Below are 12,347 nucleotides of genomic sequence, written 5' to 3' on the forward strand. Positions count from 1 at the left end.
CCGGACGGCGGCTCCCCGTCGTCGTAGTCGGATGGCGGACCGTCAGCGGCCCAGTGCCGCCAGTTCCTTGGCCGCCTCGGTGAGGTCCTTCGCGGTGTCGATGGCGCGCCAGTACGCGCCCTGCGGGATCGGGAACCCGGCCAGCCGCCGCTCACGGGCGAGATGCGGGAACGTGGTCCGCTCGTGGTCCCCGCGCTCGGGCAGCAGCCCGGCGAACTCGGGGGAGAAGACGTAGACGCCGGCGTTGATCTCGTACGTCGTGGGCGGGGCCTCGATGAAGTCGGTGATGTGGCCGAAGCCGTCCGTCTGCACGGCGCCCCACGGGATACGCGGCCGGGCCAGCGCGAGGGTGGCGACGGCGTCGCGCTCGGTGTGGAAGTCCGCCATGTCGCGCAGCGAGAAGCGGGTCCAGATGTCGCCGTTGGTGGCGTACCAGGGCCGCTCGGGGTGGGGGAGATGGGCGGCCGCGTACTTCAGGCCGCCGCCGCGGCCGAGGGGCTCGGTCTCGACGACCGTGGTGACCTTCAGGGGCAGGTCGGCGGAGTCGAGCCAGTTCTCCAGGACGTCGGCGAGGTGGCCGCAGGAGACCACGACGTCGGTCACGCCCTCCTCGGCGAGCCAGCCCAGCTGGTGGCCGATGATCGGCGTCCCCGTCCCGGGGATCTCGACCATCGGCTTGGGCCGGTCGTCGGTGTAGGGACGCAGCCGGGACCCCTGGCCACCGGCCAGGATGACGGCTTGCGTGGGTCGGGACGCGGCGCGCGGATCGGTCATGCCCGAACTGTACGCGGCGCCCCGTACCCGTCGAGAGGGTCCCCTGGGGGGCTCCAACGCCCTAGTTGTGCGCCGCCAGGACGCCCGAGGCGAAGGACGTGTCGCAGACCGGGCGGGCGTACGACTGGGCGCGTGAGGGGCCGTAGATGCGGACGGCGGCGCGACCCAGGGAGCGGGCGATGGAGGTGCAGTGCTTCGCCAGGGACGGCCTGCCGTTCACCGCGGCCTGGAGATGGGTCAGGGCGGTCCCCGGGTCCTTCTCCTGGAGTTCGGTCAGGAGCTGGTCGCGCAGGACGTCCTGCGGGGCCTTGGCGCCGTGCGAGGTGCGGTGGGCGGTGGAGACGTCGGAGGCGGTGAGCACCGAATCCGAGGGGTTCCCCGACCAGTTGACCCGGGTGACCGCGAGGGTCCCCGAGAGCACCATGACGACGGGCAGGACGAGGGCGAGCGAGCGGCCGATCCGTCGGGCGGGGCCCTGGCCGCGTCGCGACGGTTGGGTGGCGGAGTGCTTCACGGAGTGCTTCACGCGTGTGAGGGTAGCGCGGGGTAATGATTTGGCGACATTTAGTCACCCGGTCGGGGGATGAAGGAGTGCGTCTTTTTGGGTAGTGGGTTGACGTTCGCGCTCGAAAGGCCCGTTGTGCCGGGGTTTTTCGGCCTTCCGGAGGCCGGATGCGAGAAGGGCCCCGCGGCGGCTGCCGCGGGGCCCTTCTCACGTCGCTCGGGTCAGTCGGAGAGGCGCGCGCCCGTGGAGGTCGAGAACACGTGGGTCTCGCCCGCGCGCGGCACGACGTGCAGCGTGCTGCCCTTCTCGGGGACGTTGCGGCCGCCGACGCGGACGACGAGGTCCTTCGTCTCGGAGCCGACCGTGGCGGTGCCGTAGACGAAGGCGTCGGAGCCCAGCTCCTCGACCACGTTCACGACGACCGCGAGACCCTGCTCGGTGTCGGGGCCGGCCACGTCGAAGTGCTCGGGGCGGACGCCGACGGTGACCGTCTTGTCGGTGGCGGCGGAGAGCGCGTCACGCTGGACCGGCACGACCGACTTGCCGAACTTCACGCCGCCGTCGGCGATCGGGACCTCGACGAGGTTCATCGCCGGGGAGCCGATGAAGCCGGCCACGAACAGGTTCGCCGGACGGTCGTACATGTTGCGCGGGGTGTCGACCTGCTGGAGCAGACCGTCCTTGAGGACCGCCACCCGGTCGCCCATGGTCAGGGCCTCGACCTGGTCGTGGGTGACGTACACGGTGGTGATGCCGAGGCGGCGCTGCAGCGAGGCGATCTGCGTACGCGTCGACACGCGGAGCTTGGCGTCCAGGTTGGACAGCGGCTCGTCCATGAGGAAGACCTGGGGCTCACGCACGATGGCGCGGCCCATCGCGACTCGCTGGCGCTGACCGCCGGACAGGGCCTTCGGCTTGCGGTCCAGGTACTCGGTCAGGTCGAGGATCTTCGCGGCCTCCTCGACCTTCTGCCGGATCTCCGCCTTGTTGACGCCGGCGATCTTGAGCGCGAAGCCCATGTTGTCGGCGACGGTCATGTGCGGGTAGAGCGCGTAGTTCTGGAACACCATGGCGATGTCCCGGTCCTTCGGCGGCAGGTGCGTGACGTCGCGGTCGCCGATGCGGATGGCGCCGCCGTTCACGTCCTCGAGCCCCGCGAGCATGCGGAGCGAGGTGGACTTGCCGCAACCGGACGGTCCGACCAGGACGAGGAACTCGCCGTCCTCGATGTCGATCTCAAGTGCGTCGACGGCGGGCTTGGTGGAACCCGGGTAGATCCGGGTCGCCTTGTCGAACGTGACAGTGGCCATGGTGATGGGCCCCCTTCTACCGGCAGGAACGTGCCGGACGATCCGTTGTAGGAAGGTGGTGAGCCGTCCCGGACAGGGCCCGGGAAGGTGTAGTCCACATGAGTGAACCGGATCTGGACGGTACCTGGCGTTCGCCTGATCTGTCAGTACCCGGAGGCATGTGAACTTCGCGGAAATTTTCGACAGGGGCCCCCGGCGACCTGGGTACACTGCTCGGGCGCGTTCGCGGACGCGAGCGCGCACGCCTCCTTAGCTCAGTGGTAGAGCACCGCTCTTGTAAAGCGAAGGTCGTCGGTTCGAATCCGACAGGGGGCTCTTCTTTTACCCGCGCTGCAGTACCGGCCGTGCGCCGGCGTATCGACCGGCTACTCCTCGGGCTCCCAGGCGATCAGCTGCTCGAACACCTGCTGGTCACCCTCGGTCTTCAGGTCACTCAGCGTGAGGCGGCCCCAGACGAAGAGGAGCAGCTGCTCGGCCGTGCCCGTGGCCGAAGCGGAGGCGGGCGCGGCGTCGTCCGTGAGGGGTGCGGGCCAGGCGCCGGTGCCGTCCAGCGTGAGGATCCAGGAGCGGCCCTCGGTGGCGTGGTAGTGGACGGTGGCGGCCTCGTGCGGCCAGGCCGCCGGGGTGGAGTTGCAGGTGTCGAGGAACTCGGCCACGCCGTCGATCGCGACGTCCGCCGGCATCGGCTGCACGTCGCCTGCGGCGAGCTGGGCGTCGTAGGTGTGCACCAGCACCTCGTGCACCCGGCGCCGGGCAACGCCCCGGGCAGTCCCCGGCGACACGCCGGCGCCCCACCACACCCAGCACTCGCGCTCCGGGCCGGCCTCGCGCAGCGCACTCAGCAGCAGCTCGTTCGACTCGGCGTACCAGGCCAGCAGCGCCTCGGGCTCGCGCGGCACGTCCGCGGCAGGCTTGGCCGGCGGAGTCTCGGCCGGGCCCGCGGCGACGATCGCGGCCCACCAGCGCTGGCCCGTACCCAGGTGCTGCACCAGATCGGACAACGTCCACTCGGGGCAGGACGGCACCGGCACGTCGAGGCTCGGCGCGGCGGCAACCGCACTGCGGAACGCGGCCGACCGCTCATCTATCAGTTGCAGCAGGGCGGAATACCGCGGACTCTCTGTCATTTCGCTTGCCTATCACCCCAGTTCAGCCGACCGCACCCTGATTTCGGGGCCGCAGCTGCGGGGGTTGAGGCAGTCGGCTCCGGCTTCCCGGGCCGTTGCGCCGGTGCGGTGGCGTACAGGCGCGGTGTGTTGATCAACTATGGCCTAGCCTGACGGGGTTTCGGCAGTTCGCGGCAGGGGTGGGGATCCTATGACAACGCGTACGACAGCGGACATCGGACCGGGGCGGGAGCGGCGGTCGTCGGGCCGTCAGGGAGCGGGGCGGCGGCTTCGCCCGCTGCTCGCGGCCGTCACCGCGCTGCTCACCGTCGGCCTTGCCGCGGGCTGCTCCGACTCGGGGGGCTCGCTGCGCGTCGTCTGGGAGGCCCCGGTCGACAGCGGCGCCATGAGGTACGGCAACGGGGCCTGGCTGGTCGGCGACACGCTCGTGCGCAGCCGGTACGACGCGGTCACGGCCGTCGACGCCAGGACGGGGAAGGGACGCTGGGAATACGCCGCGCCGGGACGTGAGCACGTCTGCGCCGTCAGCCGCCGCACGGCCGGCTCCGTCGTCCTGATCGCCCGGGGGAACATGGCGGACGCGGGCTGCTCGACCGTCGCCGCGCTCGACCTCACGACCGGCCGCGAACGATGGCACACGCCTCGTACTCCCGGGGACATGACCGAGACGTTCACCGACATGGTCGCCGTGGGTGGGGGGATCGCCGTCCTGCGGGACGCCGACGACATGTGGGTCATCGACGACGACCTGTGGACCTCCGGCACCCGGCCCGTCGTCTCGGGGTCGAAGGCCCTGCGCGCCTTCGACCTGCGGACCGGCGCCCCGCGCTGGACGGCCGCCGTACCCAAGGACTGCGTGCCCGAGCAGGTCGCCGCCGGGGAGCGGCAGGTCGTTGCCGTACTCGCCTGTGACCGTACCGAACTGCGGCTCGCCGCGTTCGACCCGGCCGACGGCGGGCAGCGGTGGACCGCGCCTCTCGGCGGCCGGACGACGCCCGTGCCGGACGGGCAGGTGGCCCTGCTGTCGGCCGAGCCGGCGGTCGTGCGGACCGGAGGGGCGACGGAGGGCCAGCCGGGGGCCTTCCTCGCCTTCGGCCAGGAAGGCAAGCCCGTCGGCCGGATCGCGACCACCGGCGGATACGGCACGGTCCAGGCGCACACGCCGAGCCTTGTGGCCGTCACCGACGGGCGGCTCTATCTCGGCGTCGAGAGCAGGCGACGCGAGGCGTACCGGGACCGGGTGGTCGCCTTCGACCTCACGAGCGGCAGCCAGGTGTGGCTGCGGGACGTAGCCGTCGCGGGCGGTCTGCGCGCCCTCGACGTGACCGGCGGCCGGGTGACCGTCCTCGCCGACCGCGGCACCCGGCACGACGGCCTCGACCAACTGCGGGTGCTCGACGCGGCCACCGGCGACGAGAAGGAGGACACGGACGCCGGTGTCGACGTGGACCAGGCGCAGCAGGACGAACCGACGGCCCTGCTCGTGTACCAGGACCTGGTCATTGCCGTGCGGCAGGGTGCGGGGGTGCACCCCTTCTCGGCGTACACGCGCGAGTAGACGAGTAAATGCGTCGGGGGACTCCGACGTCCCTGGACCAGAAGACCGATGACGGGATCCGGGTATGAAGATCGGCGAAGCTTCCAGGGTCAGCGGTGTGAGTGCGAGGTCGTTGCGGCACTACGAGGATGAGGGCTTGATCGTCCCTGGCCGATTCAGCAATGGGTTCCGCGACTACTGCCAGTCCACCGTCGACCGGGTGCTCGTCATCCGTTCGCTGCTGGAGTGTGGGCTGCCTGTGCGGTTGATCAGGGAATTTCTGCCCAGCCTCACCGACGAGGCCGGTGTCGGCACGGAGGTGGTGTGCGCGGAGTTCCTGCACGAGGTGCAGAGCCATCGAGATCGGCTCGCCGCACGGATCGCGATTCTCAGCGATCAGCAGGCCGCACTCGACACCTACCTTCGAGAGGCCCGCCGTACTGATCTCTGACGACCACTTGACCTTGACGTAAGTGTCAGGTTCCTACGGTCGGTGCATGGAGACCAACGAGCGGCGGAGCACCGCCGAGCAGACGATGCGAGCGCTGGTCCAGCGGTCGTACGGGGGGCCGAAGGATCTGGATCTCGCGACCGGTCACCGCCGTCCCACTCCGGGACCCGGCGACTACCTGATCCGCGTGGGCGCAGCCGGCGTCAACTTCGCCGACGTCATGCAGGCCCGTGGAACGTACGGAGGTGGGCCGCGGGCACCCTATGTGGCGGGCTTCGAGGCCGCCGGTGAAATCGTGGGTGTCGGCCCGGAGGTCGAGAACCCACTGCGGCTCGGCACCCAGATCGTCGGAGCCGGTCCGGGCGCCTTCGCGCAGTACATGACGATGCCGGCCGCGGGAGTACTTCCCGTGCCGTCCGGCTGGAGCAACGCCCAAGCCCTCGGTCTGGTGTTGAACTGGGCCACCGCGCTGGCGGCGCTGAAGCCTTTGGGCGAGATCAAGACGGGTGAGGTGGTGCTCGTCCATGCCGCGGCCGGAGGTGTGGGGCAGGCCGCGGTTCGCCTCGCCCGCCACTACGGTGCGCGCGTGATCGCCACGGCGTCACCGGCCAAGCACGACACCGTCAGAGCGCTCGGCGCCGACGAGGTCCTGGACAGCCGACGCCCCGACCTGGCCGAGGAGATCACCCGCCTGACGGGCGGCGTCGACCTGGTCCTGGAATCGGTGGGACAGGCCACGTTCGAGGTGAGCCTGTCCGCCACGAAACCCTTCACCGGACGCGTCGTCGTGTTCGGTGCCGCTTCCGGCGACGCCACGCTGACCACACACGATCTGGTCTTCACCCACCAGGTCCAGGTCAAGGGTCTGCACATCGGTGCGCTGGCGGTCAAAGCCCCGGCCCTCTACCAGTCGTTGCTCGTCGAGATCGAGGCGCTCATCGCCCACGGCGTGTACCCGCCCGGCACCCCCCGGCTTCATCCTCTGGCCGAGGGGCCGGCAGTGCTGCGGCAACTCGAAGCGGGCCGGAGCCGGGGGAAGCTCGCCCTCGATCCGTGGCGCTAGGAACCGGCACCGGCGGATTCCTCCGGCCGGTCGGGTCAGGGTTCCAGGACGACCTTGCCGGTTGTCTGCCGGGTTTCCAGGGCGCGGTGGGCGGTGGCCGCCTCTCGCAGGGGGAAGCGGTGGACGGACGGGGTGAGGCGGCCGGTGGCCGCTTCGGTGAGGGCGCGCAGTTCCAGGGGTCGCAGACCGCCCGCCTTCTCCAGCATCACCGGGCCGAGGACCGACTGTGAGACGCCTTCCACGAAGTAGCCCTCGCCGCCGTTGATGCCTTCGGCCGACCAGCCGAAGACGAGGTGTGTGCCGCCGGGGCCGAGCAGTGCCACCGCCTCGCGGGCGACCTCGCCACCGACGCCGTCGAACACGACGGTGGCGGGCCGGCCGCCCAAGAAGGCGCGGACCTTGTCCGGCCAGGCGGGGTCCCTGTAGTCGACGGCGAGGTCGGCGCCGTTCTCCCGGACGAGGGCCGTCTTCTCGGGGCCGCCCGCGAGACCGACGACGGTGGCGCCCGCGTTCTTCGCGTACTGCACGAGCAGGGTGCCGATGCCGCCCGCGGCGGCCGGGACGACTGCCACCGTGTCGGGGCCCGGCTCGGCGAACTGGAGGATCCCCAGCGCCGTACGGCCCGTGCCGATCATCGCGACCGCCTGGGCGGCGTCCAGGTTCGGCGGGATCTCATGGACGCGGTCGACGTCGGTGACGGCGAGTTCGGCATAGCCGCCGGGCGCGAAACCGAGGTGGGCGACGACACGCCTGCCGAGCCATGCGCCGTCCACGCCGTCGCCCAGGGACTCGACGACGCCGGCGACCTCACGGCCGGGGACGGTCGGCAGCACGGTCGGCTGCTGCTGCGGGCCCTGATGGCCCTCGCGCAGGGCGGTGTCCAGCAGGTGCACACCGGCCGCCCGGACGGCGATACGGACCTGGCCCGGCGCCGGGCGGGGGTCCTCGACCTCCTCCCAGGTGAGGTTCTCGGCCGGGCCGAAGGCGTGCAGGCGTACGGCGTGCATGGGGTCCCCCCAGGGTCGCTCGCGTGAGTGGCGTGAGTGGCGTCAGTGGCGTCGATGGCGCGTTGTGTGTGGTGTTGTCGCGTGGTGTTGTCTGCCTGGCCACTCTGCAACCTCAAGCATGCTTGAGGTCAAGGCTGTTCCGGCCGAGGGCGAGGGAGACGGCCGTCAGGGCGCTGGTGAAGGACACCTCCGACAGCACGCCCGGCGAGGCCACCTGGTCGCCCACCAGGAAGACGCCGTCGCCGCGCTCGACGGCCGGGCGGTCCCGCCAGCTGGTGCCCGGCAGGTCGACCGCGCCCGTACGGCCCGCCGCCACCGCCTCCCTGCGCCAGGTCACCCGCTCGCGCCAGCCCGGAAACCCCAGGTCGAGAAGGTGCTCGGCACGGGCGACGCCCACCGCCCTGGTCTCGCCGGGGCCGATCGGGATCTGCCCCTGGATCAGCTGCTCACCGGCCGGGGCGAGCGTGCGGTCCTGCGCGGAGAAGCGTTCGATCCAGCCGGGCGCGTCCAGGTCGGAGACGGCGAAGGCGTCCCCGCGGCTGCTGCGTACGGCGAGGTCGATCAGGGCGGTACGGCCGGTCGGCCAGGTCAGGGAGTCGTCCCGGAGCAGGTGCCGGGCGGCGTCGAGGGAGGTCGCGACGATGACCGGGGTGTCGGTGGGGAGGGTGTCGACACGGGAGAGGGTCTCCATCCGCACCCCGAGATTCCACGCGCGGCCGGCCATCCGGTCGATGAGCGCGCCCCAGCCGCCGCGTGGGTAGTGCGCCTCGGGCGGCAGCTTGGTGGCGCGGCGCAGGCGTTCCTGCACGAACGCGGCGGACAGCGCGCCGGGGTCGTGGTGGAAGAGGGCGACGGCGGAGTAGTGCGCGGCGGCGCGGGCGCCCTCCTCGCCGGCCAGTTCGGTCGCCCAGGTCAGGAAGTCGACGTCGATGGGCGCGGGGCGGCGGACACCGGCGCGCAGCAGCTTGAGCATGGCGAGGGGCGGGGTGCGGCGCAGGGCGCCCCGGTGGTGCAGCCGCAGCCGGGCGGCCTCCAGCGGCGGGAGCGGGGCGAGCGCTCCGATGAGGTCGCGCTGCCGGAGCCAGGTCCAGTGCGGGCCGCCGTTGTAGAGGGCGTGCGGGCCCTCGTTCGTCCGGTAGGGACCGTCGGCGGTGCGGGCCCGCCCGCCGAGGGTGTGGTGGGCCTCGTGCAGGGTGACCTTGGCGCCCGCCTCGGTGGCGGCGATGGCGGCGGTGAGGCCTGCGAAGCCACCGCCGATCACGGTGATGTGGCGCATGGGCTCTCCGTGTGGTGTGAGACGGCCGGGAGGGCCGGGTGATGTCCGGTGCCTTTGCCGGATAGGACCGCCGGCGGGCCGCGATGTGTGACATGGCGGGCGTTCGTGCAGGTCAGCGGGATTGTCAGTGGTGGGGTGCAGCATGGGGGCATGGCGAGGACGGGTGCGGGTGGCGGAAGCAGGGCCAGGGCGGCCACGGGCGGTGGCAGCCGGGTGAAGGGTGCGCGGCGGCCGGAGGTGCGGCTGCCGCCGCTGGAGCCGTACGACGGTGGGGGGCTGGAGCCCGACGGGGACTATGACGGGCTGGAGTTCCGGGAGAGAGACCTGTCCGGGCAGGACGGCGGGGGCGCCCGCTTCATGGACTGCGCGCTGTCGGCCTGCGTGCTGGACGGGACGCGGCTGCACCACGCCCGCCTGCTCGACTCGGTGCTCACCGGCATCCGCGGGGTCGGCACGAACCTGGCCGAGTCGACGCTGCGCGACGTCGAGCTGATCGACGCCCGCCTGGGCGGGACGCAGTTGCACGGGGCGGTCCTGGAGCGGGTCCTGATCCGCGGCGGCAAGATCGACTACCTGAACCTGCGTCAGGCCCGGCTGCGGGACGTCGTCTTCCAGGGCTGTGTGCTGGTCGAGCCGGACTTCGGGGGCGCGCGCCTGGAGCGGGTGGAGTTCGTGGACTGTGCCTTGAAGTCGGCCGACTTCACCGCGGCGACGCTCACGGACGCGGACCTGCGCGGCGCGACGGAACTGGGCATCGCGGGAGGCCTGGACCGCCTGTCCGGCGCGGTGATCAGCACGGCCCAACTACTGGACCTGGCACCGGTCCTGGCCGCTGAGCTGGGGATCAGGGTGGAGGACTGAGGCGGTGCCGTGGCGGGCGGGGCTTCGGCTACCTGGCCGGGGAGACTTGCCACACAGGGGGTGCCGGAAGAGGATCTGGCCGTGCTCGGTGGGGCGGCTGAGGGGGAGAGGGAAGGCCGGCGGGCCTCACGCGGGTGGGTGGCGCTCAGGCCAGTCGGGGGAAGCGGGCCTGGAGGGTCCAGATCGCCGGGTTCTCGCCCAGGTCGTCGTGCAGGTCGACCAGGTCGGCGATCAGGTCGTGCAGGAAGTCGCGGGCCTCGCGGCGCAGCTCGGAGTGGGAGAAGTTCAGCGGGGGTTCCTCGGCCGGCATCCAGTCGGCCTCGATGTCGACCCAGCCGAAGCGGCGCTCGAAGAGCATGCGGTCGCTGGACTCGGTGAAGTCCAGTTCCGCGTGCTGGGGGCGAGAGGCGCGGGAGCCCTTCGGATCCTGGTCGAGCTGCTCGACGATGTCGCACAGCGCCCACGCGAAGTCGAGCACCGGCACCCATCCCCAGGCTGTGGACAGCTCGCGGTCGGCCTTGGTGTCGGCCAGGTAGACGTCCCCACAGAACAGGTCGTGCCGCAGCGCGTGGACGTCCGCGCGGCGGTAGTCGGTCTGCGGGGGGTCGGGAAAGCGGTTGGAGAGGGCGTAGCCGATGTCGAGCACGTACGTGATGGTGTCACGGCTCCGCAGGGGCGGGCGCCCGCCGAGATCCCTGACATGTCCCAGCCTGCGCGGCTCCTTGATCCGGCGATCTCTGACATGTCCTGATCCGCTCGCGCCTAAGATCGTTCACATGTCCCGATCCGCGCGCCTTGTCAGGGCCGTCGCCGTGGCCGCCGTCTGGGGCCTCGCCCTGCCGCTCGCCCTCGCCGGGTGCGACGGGGGCGGGTCGGACGACGTCGGTGCCTCCGGGCTCGGCGACCCGTACTTCCCGAAGGCGGGCAACGGCGGCTACGACGTCCGCCACTACGACCTCGACCTCGCCTACGACCCCACCGGCCACCGCCTGTCCGGCACCGCCCGCGTCACCGCCCGCGCCACAGAGGCCCTCTCCGCCTTCGATCTCGACCTGAAGGGCATGACCGTCGAGAAGGTCACCGTCGAGGGCAGGGCGGCGTCCTTCGACCGCGACGGGCAGGAGCTGACCGTCCGCCCCGAGGACCGGCTCGGTAAGGGCGAGACCTTCGAGGTCACCGTGCGCTACTCCGGCCGCCCGGAGACGATCCGCGACCCGGACGGCTCGAAGGAGGGCTGGCTCAGGACGGCCGACGGGGCGCTCGCGCTGGGCGAACCGACCGGCTCCATGGCCTGGTTCCCCGGCAACCACCACCCCTTGGACAAGGCGTCGTACGACATCCAGGTCACCGTGCCGCAGGGCCTCACGGCCGTGTCCAACGGGGAGTTGAGGAGCGAGCGGACCACCGGCGGCCGTACGACGTTCGCCTGGCGCACCGCCGAACCCATGGCGAGTTACGTCGCCACGCTCGCGATCGGCCGCTATACCGTCACCCGGTCCACCACCGGGGACGGGGTGCCGGTGTACGTCGCCGTCGACCCCGCCCAGGCCGCCGCGAGCCGCACCGCGCTGGCCCGGCTGCCCGAGGTCATGGACTGGGCGGCCTACAACTTCGGCCCGTACCCCTTCTCCTCCACCGGCGCGATCGTCGACCGCCCGAGCGACTCCGCGTACGCCCTGGAGACCCAGAACCGCCCCGTCTTCCCCGGCGCCCCGGCAATCGACCTCCTCGTGCATGAACTTGCCCACCAGTGGTTCGGCAACTCCGTGACCCCCAGGACCTGGCGGGACATGTGGCTCAACGAGGGCTTCGCGACGTACGCGGAGTGGCTGTGGGCGGAGGACGAGGGCGGGCCCACCGCCGAAGAGACCTTCATGGAGCGGTACGACCACGGCGAGGACACCTACGAGAACCTCTGGGACTTCCCGCCCGCGAAGCCCACGAGCGCCGCGGACGTCTCCGCCGACCCGGTCTACCAGCGCGGCGCGATGGTCGTCCACAAGATCCGGCAGACCCTCGGCGACGACGCCTTCTACGACCTCGTCCAGGGCTGGACCGCCGCCCACCGACATGGCAACGCCGACACCGCGGACTTCACCGCGTATGTGGAGAAGCAGGCCCCGGACCAGGACTTCGAGCCGATCTGGCGCGACTGGCTGTACGGGAAGGGCAAGCCGAAGAGCCCCTGACCCGCCGTCACCGAGGCCGGCGAGACGCCTCCCACGCGTCGAGCAGCCCGGCGAGGCCCTCCGGCCACACCGGCTCCGCCTCCTCGGCCAGCTCCTCGCGGCTCCACCAGCGCCAGGTGAGGATGCCGTCGGTGGCGTGGGCGGCGGCCAGACCGGGCCCGGCGGGTTCCCGGCGCGGGCCGGGGGTGACGTAGATGTGCTCGTGCTGGTGGACGGGGACTCGGATGGGGGTCCCCCCGCTCGAGCG

13 protein-coding genes and 1 tRNA gene are annotated in these 12,347 nt (G+C 71.8%); 6 read left to right on the forward strand and 8 right to left on the reverse strand.

Annotation, left to right across the window (positions count from 1 at the left end):
• Positions 1 to 42 precede the first annotated feature (42 nt).
• The 3 genes from BZL64_RS31895 to BZL64_RS31905 form a co-directional block, all read right to left on the reverse strand.
• A complete protein-coding gene (locus tag BZL64_RS31895; protein WP_086772613.1) occupies positions 43 to 774 on the reverse strand; it encodes a nucleotidyltransferase family protein in 732 nt (243 codons plus the stop codon).
• 61 nt (positions 775 to 835) lie between these two features.
• Positions 836 to 1,300 (reverse strand): hypothetical protein, encoded by a 465-nt coding sequence (locus BZL64_RS31900; protein ID WP_086772614.1) that lies wholly within the window; start codon positions 1,298 to 1,300, stop codon positions 836 to 838.
• A gap of 200 nt (positions 1,301 to 1,500) precedes the next feature.
• On the reverse strand, positions 1,501 to 2,589 hold the full coding sequence (locus BZL64_RS31905) for an ABC transporter ATP-binding protein (protein ID WP_086772615.1): 1,089 nt from the start codon (positions 2,587 to 2,589) through the stop codon (positions 1,501 to 1,503).
• A gap of 243 nt (positions 2,590 to 2,832) precedes the next feature.
• On the opposite strand from BZL64_RS31905, the gene BZL64_RS31910 reads away from it, so the two are divergent.
• Positions 2,833 to 2,904 (forward strand) — tRNA-Thr (locus tag BZL64_RS31910).
• Positions 2,905 to 2,954: 50 nt separating this feature from the next.
• On the opposite strand, the gene BZL64_RS31915 is transcribed toward BZL64_RS31910, so the two are convergent.
• A complete protein-coding gene (locus BZL64_RS31915) occupies positions 2,955 to 3,716 on the reverse strand; it encodes a maleylpyruvate isomerase family mycothiol-dependent enzyme (RefSeq protein WP_086772616.1) in 762 nt (253 codons plus the stop codon).
• Between the two features lie 190 nt (positions 3,717 to 3,906).
• On the opposite strand from BZL64_RS31915, the gene BZL64_RS31920 reads away from it, so the two are divergent.
• The 3 genes from BZL64_RS31920 (at position 3,907) to BZL64_RS31930 (ending at position 6,767) form a co-directional block, all read left to right on the forward strand.
• Positions 3,907 to 5,274 carry an outer membrane protein assembly factor BamB family protein gene (locus BZL64_RS31920; RefSeq protein ID WP_086772617.1) on the forward strand — a complete coding sequence of 456 codons (1,368 nt, stop codon included), beginning with the start codon at positions 3,907 to 3,909 and terminating at the stop codon, positions 5,272 to 5,274.
• Positions 5,275 to 5,338: 64 nt separating this feature from the next.
• Positions 5,339 to 5,704 (forward strand): MerR family transcriptional regulator, encoded by a 366-nt coding sequence (locus BZL64_RS31925; RefSeq protein ID WP_086772618.1) that lies wholly within the window; start codon positions 5,339 to 5,341, stop codon positions 5,702 to 5,704.
• A gap of 46 nt (positions 5,705 to 5,750) precedes the next feature.
• A complete protein-coding gene (locus BZL64_RS31930; protein ID WP_086772619.1) occupies positions 5,751 to 6,767 on the forward strand; it encodes an NADPH:quinone oxidoreductase family protein in 1,017 nt (338 codons plus the stop codon).
• Positions 6,768 to 6,802: 35 nt separating this feature from the next.
• Here the strand turns inward: BZL64_RS31930 and BZL64_RS31935 are convergent, their stop codons facing one another.
• Both BZL64_RS31935 and BZL64_RS31940 read right to left on the reverse strand, forming a co-directional pair.
• Entirely contained in the window at positions 6,803 to 7,774 is a 972-nt protein-coding gene (locus tag BZL64_RS31935; protein WP_086772620.1) for a zinc-binding dehydrogenase, read from the reverse strand.
• 112 nt (positions 7,775 to 7,886) lie between these two features.
• The gene (locus BZL64_RS31940) at positions 7,887 to 9,050 is read right to left on the reverse strand and encodes an NAD(P)-binding protein (protein WP_086772621.1); all 1,164 of its coding nucleotides are present in this window, start codon (positions 9,048 to 9,050) and stop codon (positions 7,887 to 7,889) included.
• Between the two features lie 150 nt (positions 9,051 to 9,200).
• Between BZL64_RS31940 and BZL64_RS31945 the strand changes: the two genes are divergently transcribed.
• The gene (locus BZL64_RS31945) at positions 9,201 to 9,911 is read left to right on the forward strand and encodes a pentapeptide repeat-containing protein (protein ID WP_086772622.1); all 711 of its coding nucleotides are present in this window, start codon (positions 9,201 to 9,203) and stop codon (positions 9,909 to 9,911) included.
• A gap of 145 nt (positions 9,912 to 10,056) precedes the next feature.
• Here BZL64_RS31945 and BZL64_RS31950 read toward each other — a convergent pair whose 3' ends face one another.
• Complete coding sequence (locus BZL64_RS31950; protein ID WP_086772623.1) at positions 10,057 to 10,557, reverse strand: hypothetical protein; 501 nt, start codon at positions 10,555 to 10,557, stop codon at positions 10,057 to 10,059.
• Positions 10,558 to 10,687: 130 nt separating this feature from the next.
• Between BZL64_RS31950 and BZL64_RS31955 the strand changes: the two genes are divergently transcribed.
• Complete coding sequence (locus BZL64_RS31955) at positions 10,688 to 12,100, forward strand: M1 family metallopeptidase (RefSeq protein ID WP_086772624.1); 1,413 nt, start codon at positions 10,688 to 10,690, stop codon at positions 12,098 to 12,100.
• A gap of 7 nt (positions 12,101 to 12,107) precedes the next feature.
• Here BZL64_RS31955 and BZL64_RS31960 read toward each other — a convergent pair.
• Positions 12,108 to 12,347 (reverse strand): NUDIX hydrolase (locus BZL64_RS31960; protein WP_483025113.1); only part of this gene is annotated, 240 nt, incomplete at its 5' end.

The sequence above is a fragment of the Streptomyces bobili genome, from assembly GCF_002154575.1.
Lineage (GTDB): Bacteria > Actinomycetota > Actinomycetes > Streptomycetales > Streptomycetaceae > Streptomyces > Streptomyces bobili.

What these genes read in the sequence shown, in the direction of transcription:
- BZL64_RS31930 (WP_086772619.1), top strand. Translation starts at nt 5,751, where the DNA reads ATGGAGACCAACGAGCGGCGGAGCACCGCCGAGCAGACGATGCGAGCG.
- BZL64_RS31915 (WP_086772616.1), bottom strand. Translation starts at nt 3,716, where the DNA reads ATGACAGAGAGTCCGCGGTATTCCGCCCTGCTGCAACTGATAGATGAG.
- BZL64_RS31925 (WP_086772618.1), top strand. Translation starts at nt 5,339, where the DNA reads ATGAAGATCGGCGAAGCTTCCAGGGTCAGCGGTGTGAGTGCGAGGTCG.
- BZL64_RS31940 (WP_086772621.1), bottom strand. Translation starts at nt 9,050, where the DNA reads ATGCGCCACATCACCGTGATCGGCGGTGGCTTCGCAGGCCTCACCGCC.
- BZL64_RS31905 (WP_086772615.1), bottom strand. Translation starts at nt 2,589, where the DNA reads ATGGCCACTGTCACGTTCGACAAGGCGACCCGGATCTACCCGGGTTCC.
- BZL64_RS31895 (WP_086772613.1), bottom strand. Translation starts at nt 774, where the DNA reads ATGACCGATCCGCGCGCCGCGTCCCGACCCACGCAAGCCGTCATCCTG.
- BZL64_RS31935 (WP_086772620.1), bottom strand. Translation starts at nt 7,774, where the DNA reads ATGCACGCCGTACGCCTGCACGCCTTCGGCCCGGCCGAGAACCTCACC.
- BZL64_RS31945 (WP_086772622.1), top strand. Translation starts at nt 9,201, where the DNA reads ATGGCGAGGACGGGTGCGGGTGGCGGAAGCAGGGCCAGGGCGGCCACG.
- BZL64_RS31920 (WP_086772617.1), top strand. Translation starts at nt 3,907, where the DNA reads ATGACAACGCGTACGACAGCGGACATCGGACCGGGGCGGGAGCGGCGG.
- BZL64_RS31955 (WP_086772624.1), top strand. Translation starts at nt 10,688, where the DNA reads ATGTCCCGATCCGCGCGCCTTGTCAGGGCCGTCGCCGTGGCCGCCGTC.